The sequence below is a fragment of the Pseudanabaena yagii GIHE-NHR1 genome, assembly GCF_012863495.1.
GTDB lineage: Bacteria > Cyanobacteriota > Cyanobacteriia > Pseudanabaenales > Pseudanabaenaceae > Pseudanabaena > Pseudanabaena yagii.
On record NZ_JAAVJL010000003.1, the window covers coordinates 20,143 to 41,562 of the forward strand.

The following is a 21,420-nucleotide window of genomic DNA, read 5'->3' on the forward strand; positions in this document are numbered from 1 at the left end:
TCATGAGTTTTAGTGAAGAACAATTAAAGCAACATTGCAAGTTTATTTTAAGTGATAGTAGGGTTAGTAATAGACTTATTATTTTATGTGAAGGTGAGACTTACATAGAAGAAGGTAAACTTTCACCACTGTATTATAAAAAAATGGAAAACTTTCCAGATGCAAATTTTTATAGTGCCTGTGTTCCAAAGCCTTGGAGAAATCTTAGACCATGTTTTTTTAATTGTGGCGATCGCAATGATGTTTTAGATACATACTTTACTTTATTAGAGATGATCAAAGAAGATATAGATAATCTATACAACCATCCTAAAAAAATATTTGCTTTAGTAGATCTAGATATTCAAGTAAAAAAGATTGATAATTATCACTTTACTGATACACACCAAATCTTTTGTAACCTTTACCAAAACGGCAAAATAAATGATATCAATTCAGAGGTAGATCATGAAATATGGATTACAGGACTAATTCATAAAGAAGCATACTTTTTGATTCCAGTACTTCAATCACTATTTGATGAACAATTTGATCCACCTTTTTACAAAGGTAACAGGTTATTACTTGATGATATTTATTTTTCAATGTCTCACGATCTACTGATCGATTCGGATTTAAAAAATGGCTTTGAAATTGCCTGTTCTCGAATTAATCACTGTAATGGATTAAATTTTAGTGATATAGATAAATTAAGAGATAGCTGGATTAATGAGTTTCAAAATACTACAGATGAAGAAAGAAAGCATGAGTTAGTTTTTAGTTTATTAACCATAAGAAAGGCTAAAGAATATTGGCATCAAATTAAACCGAGTGATGAATGGGATGGAGATGTTTCTCTTTATAAGAATCAACTTCTATTAACAATCGCTAGAGATTTCTATGCACAACAAACCGATGATGAAGCGGCAGTAAAGTATCATATTCCATACTTTTTTAAAATGTTGCGTAAATTTGCTTGAGGCTTAGGCGATCGCTACCCCATTGCCTGTTCAGAGTATTGATCGCAATAAAAAAGGGAGGCACTATGTGCCTCCCTTTTTTATTGGTTTAGACTAGATTTTCTTCAACCAGCTAAACATAGAGCGTAGCTCTTTACCAACGGACTCGATTTGATGCTCAGCTTCTTGACGACGCATTGCGGTAAATCCGGGCTTACCAGCTTGGTTTTCAAGAACGAACTCACGCGCAAATTGACCAGACTGAATTTCCGAAAGGATCTTCTTCATTTCTGCCTTGGTTTCGGCATTAACGACGCGAGGTCCACGGGTGTAGTCGCCATATTCTGCGGTGTTGGAGATGCTGTAGCGCATATTGGACATACCGCCTTCAACCACCAAGTCAACGATTAGCTTAACTTCGTGCAAGCACTCAAAGTAGGCGAGTTCGGGTTGATAGCCAGCTTCAACGAGGGTTTCAAAACCAGCCTTGATCAAAGCGCACAAACCGCCGCAAAGTACTGCTTGTTCGCCGAAGAGGTCGGTTTCGGTTTCTTCACGGAAGGTGGTTTCGAGAACACCGCCACGAGTGCCGCCGATGCCCTTGGCATATGCCATAGCGCGATCGCGTGCTTGACCAGAAGCATCTTGGTAAACTGCGAACAATGCAGGAACACCTTGACCTTGAGTATAGGTGCGGCGTACCAAGTGTCCAGGACCTTTAGGTGCAACCATGATCACATCAACATCGGCAGGAGGCACAACCTGTGCGAAGTGGATATTAAAACCATGAGCAAAGGCTAGGGTATCGCCTGCTTTGAGGTTTGGTGCAATTTCGGTAGCATAAATTGCTTTTTGAGTTTCATCAGGCAATAGAATCATAATGAGGTCAGCCGCTGCCGACGCATCAGCTACGGTCTTAACGGTCAAACCATCAGCTTCTGCTTTTTGCCATGAGGGACTGCCTTGATATAACCCCACGATGACATTCACGCCGCTATCTTTGAGGTTGAGGGCATGGGCGTGACCCTGAGAACCGTAGCCAATAATTGCGACCGTCTTACCCGCTAAAAATTCAAGATTTGCGTCCGTGTCGTAGTACATCCGAGCCATAGTGTGGTTATCTCCGAGACAAGAATTAAATAAGTGTAGAGTGAAAGTTGGTTTGTAAGGTTTATTGTCAATTGGCTTCAAACACTTTTTCTAGTCTAACAAAAATCGTCCCTCTAAAGAAATAAATTTATGTCTATACAAAAATGTCATTTGCGCCGCGCGAAGCGCGGCGCAAATGACATTTTTGTATAGACATTACGTTGCCTTTGTCTATGGGATATTAATGCTGCGATCTCCATATTTCTAAAAAATCATTAATTTCTTGCATTAGCCATTCTTTTTCTACCCGACTTAAACCCGACCCAAATTTGTGGGAATAGATACCTTGATTTAGGCATAGCTGCATGACGGGTTGATTGTTGACTTCATAAAAACTCTTTAGCTCTAGGGGGCGCAAATCTTGAGTTTTACCCTGTATACGTCGCTTTGCACCGAGAATATCCCATTCAAGACTGAAATTGCGATCGCCGATCAGAAGATGCACTTTACCGAATACCGTTGATAAAGCCGTATAAGCCATGCCAATACCCACAAGCCAAAATGGAATCGAAAACAGGGCAAAAAATCCTGCTCTCGAAGCCAAGGATGTCCAAAACACCAGAAAGCCATTCCAGCAAATTGCAAATATTAATAAACTGACTCCTTCACCATGCCAGCCTGTTGGTGGTATATCAATTTCTAAAAAATAGTCATTCTTTTTCAGTTCGATCCGACTACCGAGGGGCTTCTCATAGCGGCGTTGAGAAACTGGGCGATCGCCTGTTTGATTGAGTAAATGCTGAATATCAAGAGCCTTAATACGTTGCTCAATGGATGGTAAATTTTTGGGGTTTTGTAAAGCTCTGAGAGCTTGTCTGGCACTACTAAACCGATCCTCGATCGCAGGTTCGATCATCTTTTCGAGCCAATCAGCAAAGTGCGGTGAAATATCGACAGAATCACGGAAGTTAATTTTGAATCTGACCTCAGGCAAGTCCGCAGGCGATCGCCCCGTCAGTAAAAATAAAATTGTTGCACCGAGGGCATAGAGATCGGTGGCAGGTAATGACTTTCCGCGAAATTGTTCGGGTGGCATATAACCATAAGTACCAACGATCGTACTACCGCCTATTTGAGTATTGCGATAGGTATCTTGCACTGCGCCAAAATCAACAAGGGCAATTTTTCCATTGGGTTGCCGAATCAGATTTTGTGGTTTGATATCGCGATGTACTACGGGTGGCTTCAGTTCATGGAGATAGATCAATACATCGAGAACTTGTTCTGCAATTTGTTGAATGTCAGATTCGCTGCCATGCCAACCATTGGCAATTTCCTGTGCTAGCGATCGCCCCTCTACTAATTGCTGCACGATGTAAAAATCGCGATCTCTTTGATGATCGATCTGAAAATAGTCTAGGTATCGGGGAATAGCAGGATGATCGAGTTGGGCTAAGACCTTAGCTTCCCGTTCAAATAGCTCTAATACTTTCCATTCATTCATCCGCCGCAGCGATAAAGCCTTGAGTGCAACGCGATCGCCCGTTTGCAAATCTTCAGCAGCATAAGTGATACCAATTCCCCCCTGTCCCAAAACATGAGAAATACGATAACGGTCTTGAACTATTTCGCCAGCTTGATGTAGTTCTGCCACAGAATTTCCCTAAACTAACCCTTAATTAATATTATAAAGAACCGATTTTTTGTGGCGCGGCGAAGCCGCGCCACAAAAAATCGGTTCTTTATTAAATCGCAACATCCTTGGGTTGCCATCAGATCTCATCATCCAAATCAATACCCAACTGCCGTAGCTTCTCTGCAAGCCGATCAGCCCGTGCTTTTTCCTGTAACGCTCGCTTACTAGCTGCTTCTAACCTTTGATTAGCTGCTTCTGCCCTTTGATTAGCCTCCTGCGCGGCGATGTATAACTCCTCAGGAGTGAGCAACTTCTCACCATTATCAAGACGGTAAAACCCGATCAGATATTCTTCAGCTTGTAGTCTCAGTTGCAGAACTTGGCTGCAATTGTCGCTGATGGGCTTATATATATCATCCTCATTCAGTCGAAAACCTTGCAACTTTTCGGCAACCCATTCACCGTAGGGATCAAATAGCCAATATTCCGTAACCCCTAATTGTTCATATAGTGTCTTCTTAAAGTTCCAATCTACTTCCTTTGTCCCTGCGGATGTCACCTCAAAAATAATTGCAGGAGTTTGCTTTCCCTCCCAAATCTTATAATTAGCATAGAGTCGTTTCTCAATATCGAAAACCACCATCACATCAGGTGCAACTCTAGCTCTGGGATTGCCCTCAATGTAATAGAGAAATTGATCGGCAAAGACCACCGCTTGCTGATCCTGTAAATACAGTCTCAAGAGAGCAAGGGTCATCAGGATTGCTAAAACATGCTGTTGGGTTTCTGCCAAGGGTTCTCCATCGGAACTGGGATAGACAATTTCTGAGGTTGTGGGGATGACAGCCTGTACTTGGTTAATGATTTGAGGTTGCGATCGCTGATCGGTGATAGCTACCATAGGTCTCACGGGGAGGAACTTAACTTTAATTATAGAGAGACTCAGACTGATCGCGACTAATTAAACCCAAATTATTGGGCATCCCCCTACGCGAGATGCTCAATAATTTATTCATACAAAAACACAAGATTTAGTTAATGCTTTTTGTAATAGATTTTGGTAACTTTGGTCGTCAATTTCATAGGCTCCAAATCTTGCTAAATGCGGATTCATTAACTGAGCATCAAATAAACCATAACCCCGCGATCGCAAATGCTCTACTAACTTCACCATTGCCACCTTTGAGCCTTCAGGAATTTTAAAAAACATCGACTCACCAATAAATACGCCACGAATAGCGATCCCCAGAATTCCGCCTGCTAACTTGTCGCCTTGCCATGTCTCAAAACTATGTGCCCAACCTGCTTGGTGCAAATTAAAATATAGCGATCGCAGTTCGTTGGAGATCCATGTCGTTTCGCGATCGGCACAGCCTTCTACAACCTGCTCAAATGCACTATCAATCTTGACTTCAAAGCGATTTTGATTGATTGCCCGCTGCAAAGATTTGGGATAGCGAAAGCGATCGTCAAGGGGGATCAAGGTGCGTTCATTGGTGTAATACCACTCAATTGGCTGTCCATCACCTTCGGACATCAAAAAGTAGCCTTGGCTATAACCGTCAATAACGCTGCGGATATCAAACCTTTCCACAAATAGATTTCCAACTCACGAGTAGAGGACTTAGTTTTGTAATCTATTTTAAAGTCTCTTCATAAATTGAAATACTTTTTCATTTAGTTTTAGCTTTTTAAATCAGATTGTTAAATGAAAAATCACTCAATATTTAAACTTATTTGCTTACAAAAAGCTGAAAACTTTAAAATATATAAAAAAGGCTAAAACGATAAATGGCTCACTCAGCTTAAGTAGAAGTACTTAGTCAGAGCGAACCATTTATGCTTATAAATTGTTCTTAAATTTGGTATTGAAGTTCAGAATCTTTAAATAGGCCGATTCCGTTTGAATGTTTATATTTTGCAAGATCTTGATCAAAAACTGGGATCGCTTAATATTTTCTTTATAATCCAACTCGGCAATCCAGCCTAAGTTTAATTACTCACCCCAAGAGCCTTGATTTCTCTAGATCCCCGTATTTCTACTCATAAACACTGGATTTTGCGGCTAATTAGGCTTAATTAGCGTAATTAATGGTCGGGCAAAATGAAAATTTCAAGAAGCTAGATAAAAATAAGTGGCTCTTAGTGAGTAGGTAAAAATTACCATTTCTCTCTGAGAACCACTTACTTTTTTAGTAGTTTATTAAGTTTGTATTTAAATTCAGAGCCTATATATAAGCTGGCTCCGTTTGAATGAATCTATTTTGATAGAAAATTTGTCACTTTTGAGATCGCTTAATACTTTCTTTACAGTTAAACTTGAGAACTTATTTATTGAGTATTTGTACTCATGTAGGTTATTTCTTTTAAATGTATTTTTAGTGATGTTTAGTAAGCAAATATGTTAATTGCTACTTAATTTTTTCTATTACTTTAAATTAATTTAACAAAGTTGCAAATATTGACTTTGATATAGATTTATTGCTGTTTGTATTGATATGTATCATTTGCTTAATAAATCTTCCCGAATATTGCTACAGGTACGGAAACACGCACCCTTTAGCAAGGTAGAACCGATCCCGCTAAAAATCTAGACACTCTAAGATATTCTCAGTTGTCTAAATGCCACAGGAGGTAACTAGCGATGCAACCAACTAATCCTAATCAATTTACTGAAAAAGCATGGGCGGCGATCGCAAGGACACCCGACGTGGTGAAAGCAGCCCAACAACAACAAATAGAGCCTGAACATTTACTCAAATCCTTGCTAGAGGAAGAAGGGCTAGCATCGAGTATTTTTAGCAAAGCGGGGATCAATATTCAGCGTTTGCGCGATCGCACCGATGAGTTTATTAATCGTCAGCCCAAAGTATCTAGCTCAAATACGGCGGTGTACTTAGGTAAAAATTTAGATGTCTTACTAGATCGCGCTGAAAAGGAACGTAAAAGTTTTGGCGATGATTTTATTTCCATTGAGCATATCCTCTTGCCCTACTGCAAAGACGATCGCTTCGGCAAACCCCTCTATCAAGAAATGGGAATCGATGAAGCAAAGCTCCGTAACATTATTCAGCAAGTGCGAGGCAGTCAAAAAGTGAGTGATCAAAATCCCGAAAACAAGTACGAAGCTTTAACTAAATATGGTCGTGATCTAACAGAGTTAGCCCGTGAAGGTAAGCTTGATCCCGTGATCGGTCGTGATGATGAAATTCGCCGCACGATCCAGATTTTGTCACGCCGTACTAAAAATAATCCTGTCTTAATCGGTGAACCGGGGGTAGGTAAAACGGCGATCGCTGAAGGACTAGCTCAACGCATTCTCAGTGGTGATGTGCCTGAGTCGCTGCAAGAACGTAAGCTCATTGCGCTGGATATGGGCGGCTTGATTGCGGGTGCAAAATATCGGGGTGAATTTGAGGAACGGCTGAAAGCGGTTCTGAAGGAAGTTACCGAGTCGAACGGGCATATCATTCTATTTATTGATGAAATTCATACCGTTGTCGGCGCAGGGGCAACACAAGGTGCAATGGATGCGGGTAACTTGCTCAAGCCCATGTTGGCGAGAGGTGAGTTGCGTTGTATTGGTGCAACGACTTTGGATGAATATCGGAAATATATTGAAAAAGATGCTGCCCTTGAGCGTCGGTTCCAACAGGTTTACATCGATCAGCCCAATGTTGAAGATACAATTTCGATTTTGCGGGGTCTGCGCGATCGCTACGAGTTGCACCATGGCGTAAAAATCTCCGATACCGCGCTAGTTGCTGCCGCCACCCTTTCCAATCGCTATATTAGCGATCGCTTTTTACCTGACAAGGCGATCGATCTAGTTGACGAGTCCGCCGCGAAGCTGAAAATGGAAATCACTTCTCAACCTGAAACCCTTGATGAAATCAATCGCAAGGTGATTCAGCTAGAGATGGAATGTCTCTCTCTCAAAAAAGAAACCGATCGCGAGTCCCTAGATCGCCTCGAAAAATTGAATAAAGAATTGGGCGACTTGAAGGAAGAACAAACCACCCTCAAGGCTCAGTGGGAAGCCGAGAAACAGGTGATCGATAACATCCGTAAACTCAAGGAAAATATTGATCATGTCAATGTCGAGATTCAACAAGCAGAGCGCAATTACGACCTAAACAAAGCAGCGGAGTTGAAGTATGGCAAATTAACGGATTTGCAACGTCAGTTAGAAATTGCGGAGGTCAATCTCAAGGAAGCACAAACTTCAGGGCGATCGCTATTGCGTCAAGAAGTTACGGAAGAAGACATTGCCGAAATCATTTCTAAATGGTCAGGTATTCCCGTTAGCAAGTTAGTGGAATCGGAAAAAGAAAAGCTCTTGCAATTGGAAGATGTCCTCCACGATCGCGTAGTTGGTCAAGAAGAGGCTGTCACAGCGATCGCTGATGCTATCCAAAGATCCAGAGCAGGACTCGCCGATCCCAACCGTCCGATCGCTAGCTTTATTTTCCTAGGTCCCACAGGTGTCGGTAAAACGGAACTTGCCAAAGCCCTCGCCGCCTATCTCTTCGATACCGAAGACTCGATGGTACGGATTGATATGTCCGAATATATGGAGAAGCACAGCGTTTCCCGCTTAGTCGGCGCACCTCCTGGCTATGTCGGCTATGAAGAAGGCGGACAATTGACGGAAGCCGTGCGTCGTCGTCCCTATGCTGTGATTCTCTTTGATGAAATCGAAAAGGCCCATCCAGATGTATTTAATATCATGCTGCAAATCCTAGATGATGGGCGCGTTACCGATTCACAAGGTCGCACCGTTGACTTCAAGAATTCGATTATCATCATGACCAGCAACGTTGGTTCGCAATATATTCTCGATATTGCAGGAGATGATGCTCGCCATGAAGAAATGCGCGCAAGGGTAATGGAATCGATGCAATCCAGTTTCCGTCCTGAATTCCTCAATCGCATTGATGAAATTGTGATCTTCCATGCCCTCCGCCGTGAACAATTGCGACGTATCGTCAAGCTTCAAGTTCAGCGCTTAGAAAAACGTTTAGGCGATCGCCGCATGACCCTAAAACTTGCGGATGCGGCCCTCGACTTCATCGCTGAAGTTGGCTATGATCCTGTCTACGGAGCGCGTCCACTCAAACGCATCATTCAGCGACAACTGGAAACCCAAATCGCCAAAGGAATTTTGCGTGGTGACTTCTCCGATGGCGACACTATTTTTGTAGATATCGAAAATGAGCGTCTCGCCTTTAAGCGACTTCACTCTGGTTTAGTCACTGTTTAATTCACGAGAGGCGGCGCTTAGCGCCGCCTCTCCTTTTTTGTTGATATATAATCATTCCATAGCCAATTATTAGGAGGCGATCGCAGATGGTGTTAGCTACTTAGAAATCAGATTAAGCGATTTGTATAAGCTCGTGAAATTCGATTAACTATTTTAAGATATCTGATTTGCTTTTTGGGAATTCGAGATTTACTAATTATTGCTCATCAATACCAAGTGATCGCAACTTTGCCAACAACAACTCCACCTGTTTCTGGGCAGTATCGACGCGTTGTTTTTCAGTTTGTGCTTTTTGACTCTCTAGCTCAGCCCGATATTTCTCTAGATCACCTTGCTCATCAGTAGTGAGATAGAGATCGCCTTTTTGATCAAACCAACTTAAAACTTCTCTTCTAAAGCGATCTCTTAATACAACCCTCCCAAGCCCTAACCCGCTCTCTGGCATCCACAGAGATTCGCCAATTGGCAATTGATAAGCACCATCAACTAAATTATAAATCTCCAATGGCAAACGTCTGTAGCATTTCACAGTCTAGTGAAGTACGGGATTGTCTCCCTACCTTCGGCAGGGAAACAATCCTTTGTACCTCGCTTGATTGAAAAGCGCTATATCACGCTGCCAAAATTGAGGCTTCTAAATCTCTATTTTATAATTGCCTCTTCATAAGCTGCAATTGTACCTAGAGTCATAGATTCTATAGTAAATTTATTTGCAGAATATTTAAGGGCATTGTTAACCATTTGCGATCGCAGGTTAGTATTTTCATATAGTTGGATTAGCTTAGAAGCAAGTGTATCTACATCATTAAAAGGAATGATAAATCCATTTAGACCATCCTCAATTTGATCATAGGCTCCAGCAGCAGGAGTACGTATTGAAACTATACCGCAAGCCATTGCCTCCAAAACGACCAACGGAAATCCTTCATTCTGACTTGGTAAAACAATAATATCTGAAGCCCAATAAATATTTCGAGGCTCACTGACATAACCTAAAAACAGAAATATCTGGCGATTTTCTTGAGCCTCAAAAGCATATTTTTCTATTTCTTCTCTCTGGTCTCCAGATCCTGCAAATATATACTTGAAAGAGTATTGTGGGTTGCTTTTTTTGATGTGATTAGCTGTATCAATTAATGTTTTATGTCCTTTCTCCCATTGTAATCTACCTATTAAAGTAACTACAAAATCTTGTTCAGAAATTTTAAATTTAGACCTTGATTCTTTTCTCTCTTCATTGCTAGGAGGATAAAAATATTTATTGTCAATTCCATTAAATATTTTCTTGATTCTCTTCTCAGTAATACCAATATCTTGTATTAGCCACTGCTCAATATCTGAAGATATTGCAATAAAAATCTTAGGAGATAGAGCTTTTAAATACGCTTTTAAAAGAAAATGTTTAAATCTAAGACGTTTATTCACTCCAGTTGCTTCTGACCAACTAGAATTAAGTAGATGTGATGTTGCAACGCATTTTACTCCTGTAAAAATTTTGAGTACAAATGTTAAAAATAGCATTGAGTAGCCATGAGTATGAAAAATTTGAATTCTGTGATATTTGATTGCTTTCAATATTTTGGAGAAACTTGTCACAGATGGAAAGATTTTATTAAAACTATCAAATATGATCCATTCTTCTGATAACTCTTTTAAGGTTTGTAATCTTTTGAAGGAATTCTCATCAAATCCTACTTTCCCTGTTATTAAGACTACTTTCCATCCAGAATCTTTCAATCCACGGATTAAAGTTTCACAGTGTGAAGCAATTCCATCGTTACAGTCAACACGATTGAGAAAAAATGCTACAGTTTTGTGCGATTCCATCTGTATTTTTTACCTCGACAATATCTTAGTTGAAATTAAATGTAGGATGGGTTAACAATAGCTTAGCCCATCATCTTTATCTAATGGATGCGTTAAGTTACTCTAACGCATCCTACATTTAATTACGCCTAGCTACTTAAGTAGTTCAGCGTCGTTAAACAAAAATTTGATGGTAACTATTCTAAATATTCTGGGATAAAATGTTTTCTGTTGCTTTAGCGATAACATGTCCCTTGATAAAACCCAATTATGAATTTTAGAGAGCATTTGCAACCGCCACATTCTATAGAAGGATCTTCAACTTTAAATACAAAAGAAGCATGGTTTGTGATCTTTCTATTCTCTTTTGTGACGATTATGTTACTTATCGTCGGATCAGTTGGATCTAAAGTACTAGGAATTATTTTTCCCCTTGGTGCTTTTGCGGTTGGATGGTTTTTATATTTTCGACATCCTACCATCTACATTGGCTTTGTGTGGTGGCTTTTCTTTCTAGTATCTTTTGTGAGGCGTTTTGCTGATTTCCGATCAGGTGCTTTTACTGACTCTAGCCCGATCTTACTTGCCCCATTTATGGCGATTTTGGTATGTGCACATACATTGTACTTTAACTTGCCTAAAGCAAGAGAACAGGGAACTACACCATTTATTCTCGCTTTAGCTAGTACAGGTTATGGATATTGTGTTGGTATCTTAAATGGAGCATTACCTGTTAAAGCTACAGTTGCCATATTAGGGTGGATCTCGCCAATTTTGTTTGGGTATCATCTCTACACCAACTGGCGTAGATACCCCGAATACAGAGCAGTAATTCAAAAAGCTTTTTTATGGGGGGGATTAGTAATGGGAATATATGGTGTTTATCAGTATATGACTGCTCCGCAATGGGATTGTTTATGGCTGATTGGCTCAGGTTTGACCTCTAGTGCAGGTAGACCAGAACCATTTGGGATGAGGGTTTGGAGTACCTTAAACTCTCCAGGCCCTTTTGGGGATGTGATGGCGACAATATTGTTGATTTTATTTAGTTCCGCAAGTCCTTTAATTTTACCTGCGGCGATCGCAGGTGGTCTTGCTTTTCTGTTAAGTTCAGTACGAGTCGCTTGGATTGGTTGGTTATTCGGGATGCTGTTTATAAGTACTTCTCTACGTCCAAGACAGCAATTACGCTTAATTACTCTATTCTCAGTACTAGCACTATTCATCGTTCCCTTAAGTACAGTGGAACCATTTTCTACAACAATTTCTAAACGACTGGAAACTTTATCTGATATCCAAAACGATACTAGCGCTCAAGATCGACAGGGGGTTTATAAGAGATTTTTTCAATCTGGCATGTACAACTATATTGGTGATGGTATTGGTCTTAACGAAATTGTAGATAGTGGACCCCTTTCTTTAGTCTTAGATTTAGGTTGGTTAGGAACTATTCCTTACCTAGGTAGCCTTCTCCTATTAGCAACAACGCTGATAGGAAATCTCAAAAAACAAGCAGATTTATTTATCAAGCTTGCTGGAGCGATTCTGATCAAATCTACAGTTTTTTTCTTAGCTACAAGGGTAACTTCTGGTATTCATGGAATGCTTATTTGGAGTTTCTTGGGAATTGGATTGTCTGGACAACGTTATTTCAAGTATCAGATGGCTCTACAAATGGAAAATATTGTTGAAAAAGGTGTAGAAAAAACTTTGGATGTCGAAGCATCTTAGACAATACTATAATCCTAGTCATGACAAGTCTAAAATAACCAAGACTTGACGTAGAAAAATCCATGCAGGCTTGTGAGACTTTGTTATGAGACTTTGTATTGTCACACATAATATTATTAAGGGTGATGGACAGGGGAGAGCTAATTATGAGATTGTTTTAGAAGCAATTCGACGTGGTTATCATGTCACTTTAGTTGCCATAAATGTGTCCCCTAAATTACAACAAAATAGCCAAGTTAAATGGGTTCCCATTTCCGTCAAGGGCTTTCCAACAGCACTGTTGAGTAATTTGGTTTTTACTTGGCAAAGTCGTCACTGGCTACAACAGCATCATCATGAGTTTGATTTGTTGCAGGTTTATGGTTGTGTGACTGACTACCCTGCCGACATCAATGCATTTCATTTTGTCCATAGTGGCTGGTTACGATCGCCTGCCCATACTTGGAAGTTACAAAAAAATCTGTATGGCGCATATCAGTGGTTATTTACGGCTCTAAATGCTCATTGGGAAAGAAAATCTTATCAAATGTCAAAAGTGTTAGTAGCTGTGTCTGAGGGGATTAAGCGAGAATTAATCGATATTGGGGTGAATCCAAATAAGATTCGAGTGATTTTGAATGGTGTCGATGTTGAGGAGTTTGTTCCTGAGGTAAGAGAAAGGAGTCAGTTCAGCTTGCCTGAGAATGTTACCTTAGCGCTATTTGCTGGTGATATTAGAACCAATCGCAAAAATCTGGATACAGTTTTGCATGGATTAGTTCATGTGCCTGATTTGCATCTCGCGGTAGTTGGGAATGTTACCAAAAGTCCCTATCCTCAACTTGCTAGTCAATTGGGGCTGAGTGAACGGGTGCATTTCTTAGGATATCGACGGGATATTGCGGAAATTATGAAGGCGGTTGATTTTTTTGTATTTCCGTCACGCTATGAGCCTTTTGGGATGGTTGTTAGTGAAGCAATGGCAACGGGATTACCTGTGATTACTACAGCGATATCAGGAGTTGCCGAAATCGTTACCCCTGAATCTGGAGTTGTTCTCAATGATTCTGAGGATGTTATTGCTTTAGCAGATGCTATGGCTAAGCTCGCTAGCGATCGCGATCTGAGATCGCAAATGGGGCAAGCGGCTAGGGCGATCGCAGAGCAACATACTTGGAAAAGTAAAGCCAAGATTTATGTTGATCTCTTTGAAGAATTACATCAAGGAAAAGCTTAATCGGAAATTAATCATTAAATTAATCGTAAATGAAGATAACTGTAGCTGTCCCAACTTATCGCCGTTCTAAGGATTTAGCGCGTTGCTTAGCAGCATTAAAAGTGCAAATTCGTTCAGTGGATGAGCTGTGGATTATTGTACGTGATACCGATGAAGAGACTCGGACATTTTTGCAGAATTTTGATATAGAATCTCTGCCCTTACAGATTGCGACGGTGACTACGGTGGGGGTAGTTGCGGCAATGAATATCGGTCTAGAATCTGCCTCTGGCGATATTATTGCTTTTACCGATGATGATGCTGCACCGCATTCTGATTGGTTAGAACGGATCGAAGCTTATTTTCTATCAGATCCGAATGTTGCTGGGGTAGGTGGTCGTGATTGGGTTTATCATGGCACAGAATTGGAGGATGGAGCAGAGCCTATAGTCGGTAAACTGCAATGGTTTGGACGTTTGATTGGAAATCATCATATTGGTACTGGTCAAGAGAGAGAAGTAGATGTTCTCAAGGGCGTAAATATGAGCTTTCGACGTACATCAATTCAAAACTTACGCTTTGATCAAAGGATGCGTGGTACGGGTGCTCAAGTTCATTTTGAAGTAATGTTCTGTCTAAAACTTAAGCAACGAGGTTGGAAACTGATTTATGATTCCCAAATTGGTGTAGATCATTTCCGAGGCGATCGCTTTGATGAAGATCAGCGCGATCAATTTAATCATATTGCAGTAGTCAACGCAGTTCATAACGAAACCTTATCCCTATTAGAATATTTACCTTTAGTTGGACGTTTGGCATTTTTAGGATGGGCGATCGCAATTGGTACAAGAGATGCGAGAGGTTTATTACAATGGCTGCGGTTTTTACCAAAGGAAGGGAAAGTGTCAGGGCAAAAATTATGGGCTTGTTGGCAAGGACGTTGGGAAGGTTGGCAAACTTGGCGAAAATCTCAATAAAAATCTCTTTTGGCAATGCCAAAAGAGATTTTTATTAAAAAGAACGAAAGTATGGATAACCTTTAGGTGTTCCAAGTTCTTTTTCTAGCTCAAAGTTAATTATTCCCCAGCGTGGTTCTTCCTCTTCGGGAGGACTAAACTCAACGTTTAATCCATATAAACGTTGAATATTAGAGCCGATCGCACTAGTCTCAAGGTAGGGACTAACGAGATCTATATAACGGTGAGCGATCGTGACTTTGATCGCGCGATAACCTTGGGTATATAGCCGATCTATATTTTCATGGATCTCAAACCTGATGCCGTCGGGATGGGTATGTTGCCGATACCATTCATCATTCCATAGTCGCCATTGGCGATCGGATTGCAAATGTACTAAATCTTTGCCATTAGAACTAACTTCAAAAGCACCATGTCTTGGGCAGAGATAGGTATCTGTCAAAATCAGCGCGGGAATAATCTGCCGACAGTGGGGACATTTAATCTCAGAACCAAAGATCGGATATTGCTGTGCCGAGTTAACTATCCTCATGGTTAATAGGAGTTGAAGATATCTTTAATAGCAATCTTAACATGGCATATCTATACCTACAGCGCTTTGCTCTCAAAGCCAAACTAAGAAAAATTTTGAAAACGTTGCGAAGCAACGTTTTCAAAATTTTTCTTGTGGTTCGTTTGATCGGAAATTGTTGTAGGTTCCTGATTACAGAGAGTTGCGCTGAATTAAATTTCTGAAAGAGCGACGAAGCCGCCCTTTCAGAAATTCCTTTGTAATAAAGCTAGGCATAAGTAGTTCACAAAGCAAGAATCGTGAGTCGTCCGCGTAGCGGACGACTCACAATTCTTGCTTTGTTTGCAACATGATCAAGGTTAGATTTAACCAACAAAAGTAGATTGTGGTTCAAACGACACACTCTAAAGATTTCCTAACCGCTACAATTTTGAATGAAACATCTAAAAAATTCTTAAATTAGTAAGGTTAGGATGCTAAAGGCTAACCCAAAGGCTGCATGGGGAACGATCGCAAGTCGTACTAATCATGCAGAAAAATATCTACGGTGGTTTGTTGATTTCTGCCCAGCAGCGATCGCGATGTTTGACTGCGAGCTTAACTATGTATTAGTCAGTCAGCCTTGGGTCAAAATGCTGGGAATCCCTCGTCTCAAGCTCATTGGCACAAATATCTATAAATCTTTACCGATCTCATTAAGTTATCGACGCGGTTTAGAGCGTTGTCTCATTGGTGGACAAATGCATTACTCGACTGAGGTCGAGATTACTGATCGGGGTGGTTTGATTACCAAATATCAGCTTGTAGTTCAACCTTGGTACAACGATGATGGTTCGGCGGGTGGCATCATTGTTGCGAGTTATGCCATGGGCGATTGTCAGTCAGCGACTCTGAAACGACGTTTACAAGAAGAAATTGCTGAGCGGCAATATTTTGAAGATGCCTTTACCAAAATTGGGACAGCACTTGAAAGCACAAACGATGGTATTTGTATTACAGATGACTTAGGGCAGCCAATTTATCTCAATTCTGCCTTTAGTGAATTATTTGCATATAACTTACCTAACCTCCAGAATCCTACAGAGTTTGAGGCGTTATTTACTGATCCACAAATTGCGAAAGCGATCCATGCGGCGGTGATGCATGGAGGTACTTGGTCAGGGGAATTGGAACTGCGCGATCGCGATCGGAAGCATATTCCCATTAGCTTAAGGGTCAATCCTGTCAAAAGCCCTAATGGCTCAGTAATTGGCATGACCTATGTTTGCACCAATATTAGCGATCGCAAAGCTGCGGAAGCGGAGATTAACAAAAGCTTTGCAGCCTTGGGAGCCACCCTTGAGGCAACTGCGGATAGCATCTTAGTACTTGATGCGATCGGCAATATTATTATTTGCAATCAAAAATTTGTTGATATGTGGCGCATCCCCAGTCACATTTTTACATCCGATGATGCCCATATTCTGCAATATGTCACCGAACGAATTAAATCTTCCCAATATCTCCATAATTTTGGCAAGCACCTGAGTAGTGACCAAAATAGTTTTGAAATTGTCGAGCTAGAGGATGGTAGAACCTTAGAATGTTATTCACAACCCCAAAATATTCTAAATAGTTGTGCAGGTAGAGTTTGGAGTCTACGCGATATCACGGAACGTCTAGCGGCAGAAGCGATAGTAAAAGCCTCTGAGGAAAAATATCGTCTGCAAGCAGAAAAACTAGAATCTGCTCTCCAGAATCTCAAGAATACGCAAGCTCAACTCATCCAAGCTGAGAAAATGTCAGGACTAGGACAACTAGTGGCGGGAATTGCCCATGAAATCAATAATCCTGTCAATTTCATCTATGGCAATCTTACCTATGCCGATAATTACACTCAGGATCTGCTGAGCTTGATTGAAACATATCGCAATCAATATCCCCATCCTAATCAGGTGATTCAAGACAAGTTAGAAGAGATTGATATTGATTTTCTGGTTACTGATTTTGTGAAGTTGATTAGTTCGATTAAAGTCGGTGCAGAAAGGATTCAGCAGATCGTTAAATCCTTAAATAAGTTCTCTCGCAGTGATGAATCTGGCTGTAAGTATGTCGATATTCACGAGGGAATTGACAGCACCTTGATGATTTTACAAAGTCGGCTCAAAGCAAATTCGCATCGTCCTGAAATCGTCATTAAAAAGCATTATGGTAACTTGCCTGCCATTTGCTGTTATGCAGGACAGCTCAATCAAGTCTTTATGAATCTATTAACTAATGCGATCGATGCCCTTGAGGAAGACAATCAGGCAAATGGAAATTGGCAGGTTATGGATGATAAACCGCAATGGATTAGAAAAGATGGTAAGGTTTCCATAATTTCTATTACAACGGAAGTTCAAAATGGTGATCAGTCTTGCGATCGCCTAATTGTTAAAATTGCCGATAATGGCAAGGGTATTCCCCAAGAACTACGCAATCGTTTATTTGATTTATTCTTTACAACCAAGCCTGTAGGTAAGGGCACAGGGCTAGGGCTATCCCTTGCCTATCAAATTGTCACGGAAAATCATGGCGGTAAGTTGTCCTTCAATTCTGAAATTGGTAAGGGGACAGAATTTGTCATTGAGATTCCGTTAAAACAACCAAAAGCCATATAGCAATCCTAAATGGTTTGTGGAAGCGCACCCCTTCGGGGTGCGCTTCCACAAACCCCAAAAATCTACAAATGATTTAGGACTGCTATAGAATAAATAACTGGCTAATGCCAGTTATTTATTCTATATTTAAAAAATTATGCGATCGCAATGGGAATGTTTACTTCAAAATCTTGGCTGTTGGCAAGGTTCTTTTGCTCGACTATCACCACAGGGCGAAATATTAGAAGATATTCCCAGTGAAACTAGCTTAGAACTGAAAGAAGATCAGCAAACAATGCATCAAGTCGTGCGTCGCTTTTATGATGGACAGCCACAGGACTTAGTATTGGAATATCGCACCTTAAATAAAAGCATAATTCTATTTGAAAATGGAGCTTTCTCTCAGGGATCAATTCAGTTTTCTCCAGTTGCAGAATTTGGGGCAGAGTTGGGCTTAATCTATGGCGATCGCCGTTTACGCATAATTCCTCTGTATGACAAAACTAGCAAACTACAACAGTTCACACTGATTCGTGAACATCTGCCCCATAGCAACACACCCGAACGTCCCCCTTTAACTCTTGATGCGTTATTAGGCAAGTGGGAAGGTGAAGCGATTACTCTTTCGCCCGATTGGTTAACACCAGAAGTAACACCAACGGTAACGGAATGGAGACGTGATGGCGATCGCGCAATCATGTCTTTGCAAATGCCCACAATAGCGGGTACACAGACAATTACTTCAATTGCTCACATCGATCCTCACAATCCACAGATTTTAAGATTTGAGCAAAACCCTATATCTATCCAGACCTTGTTTTTACCTGACGGTTCTTCTCTAACCTGTCCTGAAACAATCATTCCCCGTCAGCCATTTCGCTTATCTATATCTTGGTTATTAGAAACAAACCTCCACCAAAGGATGATTCGAGCTTATAACCCGCAGGGGGGATGGGAAAATCTGACATTAGTGACTGAGCGCAAAGTGGGGTAGTCTGATAGTGCTTTACTAAGCCAATCATTCACGATATCTAAATGAAATAATATGGCAGATACTACTCGCAAGCTTCTCACGAAGCGTATTGTCATTATCCTGATCTGTTTAGCACTATTTGTTGGGGCATTTTCGGGGGCGCTATATTTCTATCAAAGCGATCGCACCCAGAAATCAGCAAATTTGCTATTTGGTGATGATAAAGAACCAAATAGGATGGAAGTTGCTGTCACTTTATTAGGAGTTGATCCGATCAAAGGTGAACTAAATTTTCGTTTTGCGTCCATACCAGAAGGTACATATGCTGCTAAGGAAGGTCGCCTTGCTAAGGAGTTGAAATTTTTTACAGGAATTGAATCGGGAAAGGCTGAAGTCACCCTAGAGAAAAATCGTATTCCTGACCCAGTAACGGGTTCAATATCCATAGCCAAGGGCAAGGTGAGCGATTATCCTTTTGATGAACATAGTTCTGATTTCTTTCTGTTTTTCTCTAATCCCAAGGATGAGAAAGAAGAGGTTCCAATGGCACTACATTTCTATGGTGCGATCGCAGGCTATAACGTTGATGCTGATTATATTCCTAAAACTGAATTTGAATCTTCAGATAGCTATATTGGCTTGCGTGTCAATGTATCACGATCGGTCATCACTAAGTCTTTCTCCATTTTCTTAATGTTTGCCATGTGGTTGATTGGTTTAGTAGTCTTTATCATGACGATGGTAGTAGCTTTGCAACCTCGTCCCATTGAATTTGGGATGTTTACGCTCATTGCAGGTATGTTATTTGCTTTGCCTGCGGTACGAAACCTTCAGCCTAATGTTCCTCCCCTTGGTGGTTTAAGCGATTTTCTATCATTTTTCTGGGCAGAGTCATTAGTCGCAGTTTCACTACCAATTCTATTCTTCACTTGGCTAACACGCTATAAAAAGCCTAGCTAGTCCTAACCTAACGAACCACAAAAACAATATTAAAAACTTTGCAAAGCAAAGTTTTTAATATTGTTTTTGGTTTGGTTTTAAGCGCAAAGCGCCGCATATTAAATAAGGCTTGCCAAGCAAGCCTTATATTATTTACACACACCCATTCGCAATTCATTTATGTCTTTACCGCCAGTTATTGAGCAGATGCTCTCGCCTGAGTTTTACGATCATCCTGTCACAGAGCCAATCCAGCTTTTGCAAACCCATATTTCCTTTGTATTACTCACAGGCAGCTATGCCTATAAGGTCAAGAAACCGATGAATTTTGGGTTCTTAGATTTTTCTACCTTAGAGAAGCGCAAATATTTCTGTGAGGAAGAACTGCGGCTCAATCGTCGTCTTGCGCCTGAGCTATATCTCTCTGTTCTACCGATTGTCGAAACCGATGGCAAATATCGCTTTGATCACACTGGTAAGGGAACACCTGTGGAATATGCGATCGCCATGCCAGAGTTCTCACAAGAGGATTTATTGATTGAGATGTTTGCCTCGGGGCGTTTGACGGCTGACCATGTAAAACAAATTGGTGAGCAGCTAGCGGCATTTCATCAACAGGCGGCGACTAATGACCATATCAATACTTTTGGGACAGCCGAGGCAGTTCGCGCTGTGGCAAATGATAACTATGCTTCTACGGAGAAATATGTTGGTCTTGCTCAAACTGAGGAGCAACTAGCTCAAACCCGTGCCTATACTGAAAAATTCTTTGCTGAAAATGTTGCCTTATTTAGCGATCGCATTGCTAAGGGGAAAGTGCGTGAATGTCATGGCGATGTCCATTTAAAAAATATCTGTCTCTATCAAGACAAAATCCAGATTTTTGATTGTATCGAGTTTAATGAGCCATTCCGTAATAGTGATGTACTCTACGATGCGGCTTTTCTATTAATGGATTTACAATTTCGCGGCAGAAGGGATCTCGCCAATATTTTCCTGAATACTTATTTGGAACGAACGGGTGATTATGAAGGAGCAGTACTGCTACCTCTGCATTGCAGTATGCGAGCCTATATTCGCGCCAAAGTGACATCCTTCCTCCTCGATGATCCGAACATTCCTGCAGATGTGAAAGCGAATGCTCAAGCGGAAGCTGCTGCATATTACAAACTTGCGTGGGAATATACGCAACCCAAACAGGGCAAGGTGATCATCATGTCAGGTGTGTCTGGTTCTGGCAAAAGTACAACCGCTAGAGCGATCGCCTCTGAGCAAGATGCTATTTATTTGCGATCGGATGCCATTCGTAAGCAAATTGCAGGAATTGGTCTAATGGAGCGTGGTAGTGATGACATTTACACTCCAGAAATGACTGCAAAAACCTATGGCAGGTTAGCGGAGTTAGGTGCATTGTTAGCTAGCAAAGGCTTTACAGTGATTCTCGATGCTAAATACGATCGCATTAGTTTACGCAGTCAAGCGATCGCTGCTGCCCAATCTCAAAACATCCCTGTAGAAATCATTTATTGCACTGCGCCTGTGGAGGTTTTGCAGCAACGTTTACGCGATCGGGCTGCGGCAAATAATAACATCGCTGATGCAACGGTCGATCTATTAGCTAGTCAGCAAGCCGCTTTTGAAGACTTCACGGCTGAAGAGTTGGTCTTGGTGAAGAAAAGCTAGTTACGTTCACACGATTAAGATGCATGTGTTGTAGGGGCTTAGCATTCCCACCTCAATCTAT

General features: G+C 41.0%; 16 protein-coding genes. 9 read left to right on the forward strand and 7 right to left on the reverse strand.

From position 1 onward, the window contains the following. The first annotated feature begins 2 nt into the window (after positions 1 to 2). Entirely contained in the window at positions 3 to 959 is a 957-nt protein-coding gene (locus tag HC246_RS20240; RefSeq protein ID WP_169365265.1) for a hypothetical protein, read from the forward strand. A 93-nt stretch (positions 960 to 1,052) separates the two neighbouring features. Here HC246_RS20240 and ilvC read toward each other — a convergent pair whose 3' ends face one another. The 4 genes from ilvC to aat all read right to left on the reverse strand — a co-directional run bounded on the left by ilvC (position 1,053) and on the right by aat (position 5,257). Further along, complete coding sequence (ilvC, locus tag HC246_RS20245; RefSeq protein ID WP_169365266.1) at positions 1,053 to 2,048, reverse strand: ketol-acid reductoisomerase; 996 nt, start codon at positions 2,046 to 2,048, stop codon at positions 1,053 to 1,055. 220 nt (positions 2,049 to 2,268) lie between these two features. Beyond that, positions 2,269 to 3,681 carry a serine/threonine protein kinase gene (locus tag HC246_RS20250; protein ID WP_169365267.1) on the reverse strand — a complete coding sequence of 471 codons (1,413 nt, stop codon included), beginning with the start codon at positions 3,679 to 3,681 and terminating at the stop codon, positions 2,269 to 2,271. Between the two features lie 118 nt (positions 3,682 to 3,799). After that, positions 3,800 to 4,564: a Uma2 family endonuclease gene (locus HC246_RS20255; RefSeq protein WP_169365268.1), complete on the reverse strand. Its 765-nt coding sequence runs from the start codon at positions 4,562 to 4,564 to the stop codon at positions 3,800 to 3,802. 111 nt (positions 4,565 to 4,675) lie between these two features. After that, positions 4,676 to 5,257, reverse strand: a complete 582-nt coding sequence (aat, locus tag HC246_RS20260; RefSeq protein WP_169365269.1) for a leucyl/phenylalanyl-tRNA--protein transferase — start codon at positions 5,255 to 5,257, stop codon at positions 4,676 to 4,678. 1,050 nt (positions 5,258 to 6,307) lie between these two features. Here aat and clpB point away from each other — a divergent pair. Next, complete coding sequence (clpB, locus tag HC246_RS20265; protein WP_169365270.1) at positions 6,308 to 8,926, forward strand: ATP-dependent chaperone ClpB; 2,619 nt, start codon at positions 6,308 to 6,310, stop codon at positions 8,924 to 8,926. A 196-nt stretch (positions 8,927 to 9,122) separates the two neighbouring features. Here clpB and HC246_RS20270 read toward each other — a convergent pair whose 3' ends face one another. Next, positions 9,123 to 9,455 (reverse strand): hypothetical protein, encoded by a 333-nt coding sequence (locus tag HC246_RS20270; protein WP_211167883.1) that lies wholly within the window; start codon positions 9,453 to 9,455, stop codon positions 9,123 to 9,125. Between the two features lie 113 nt (positions 9,456 to 9,568). Continuing rightward, the gene (locus HC246_RS20275; RefSeq protein ID WP_169365271.1) at positions 9,569 to 10,753 is read right to left on the reverse strand and encodes a glycosyltransferase family 4 protein; all 1,185 of its coding nucleotides are present in this window, start codon (positions 10,751 to 10,753) and stop codon (positions 9,569 to 9,571) included. A gap of 249 nt (positions 10,754 to 11,002) precedes the next feature. On the opposite strand from HC246_RS20275, the gene HC246_RS20280 reads away from it, so the two are divergent. From HC246_RS20280 to HC246_RS20290, 3 genes are all read left to right on the forward strand, one after another. Then, on the forward strand, positions 11,003 to 12,463 hold the full coding sequence (locus tag HC246_RS20280) for an O-antigen ligase domain-containing protein (protein ID WP_169365272.1): 1,461 nt from the start codon (positions 11,003 to 11,005) through the stop codon (positions 12,461 to 12,463). An 85-nt stretch (positions 12,464 to 12,548) separates the two neighbouring features. Next, positions 12,549 to 13,679: a glycosyltransferase family 4 protein gene (locus tag HC246_RS20285; protein ID WP_169365273.1), complete on the forward strand. Its 1,131-nt coding sequence runs from the start codon at positions 12,549 to 12,551 to the stop codon at positions 13,677 to 13,679. A gap of 29 nt (positions 13,680 to 13,708) precedes the next feature. Next, a complete protein-coding gene (locus HC246_RS20290; RefSeq protein WP_169365274.1) occupies positions 13,709 to 14,635 on the forward strand; it encodes a glycosyltransferase family 2 protein in 927 nt (308 codons plus the stop codon). A 34-nt stretch (positions 14,636 to 14,669) separates the two neighbouring features. On the opposite strand, the gene HC246_RS20295 is transcribed toward HC246_RS20290, so the two are convergent. Continuing rightward, the gene (locus HC246_RS20295) at positions 14,670 to 15,167 is read right to left on the reverse strand and encodes a TIGR02652 family protein (RefSeq protein ID WP_169365275.1); all 498 of its coding nucleotides are present in this window, start codon (positions 15,165 to 15,167) and stop codon (positions 14,670 to 14,672) included. A gap of 452 nt (positions 15,168 to 15,619) precedes the next feature. Between HC246_RS20295 and HC246_RS20300 the strand changes: the two genes are divergently transcribed. The 4 genes from HC246_RS20300 (at position 15,620) to HC246_RS20315 (ending at position 21,359) form a co-directional block, all read left to right on the forward strand. Beyond that, positions 15,620 to 17,785, forward strand: coding sequence for an ATP-binding protein (locus HC246_RS20300; RefSeq protein WP_169365276.1), 2,166 nt, complete (start codon positions 15,620 to 15,622; stop codon positions 17,783 to 17,785). A 136-nt stretch (positions 17,786 to 17,921) separates the two neighbouring features. Further along, complete coding sequence (locus HC246_RS20305) at positions 17,922 to 18,758, forward strand: DUF3598 family protein (protein WP_169365277.1); 837 nt, start codon at positions 17,922 to 17,924, stop codon at positions 18,756 to 18,758. 51 nt (positions 18,759 to 18,809) lie between these two features. Beyond that, entirely contained in the window at positions 18,810 to 19,697 is an 888-nt protein-coding gene (locus HC246_RS20310) for a DUF4436 family protein (protein ID WP_169365278.1), read from the forward strand. 159 nt (positions 19,698 to 19,856) lie between these two features. After that, positions 19,857 to 21,359, forward strand: a complete 1,503-nt coding sequence (locus HC246_RS20315) for a bifunctional aminoglycoside phosphotransferase/ATP-binding protein (protein ID WP_169365279.1) — start codon at positions 19,857 to 19,859, stop codon at positions 21,357 to 21,359. The last annotated feature ends 61 nt before the right edge of the window (positions 21,360 to 21,420 follow it).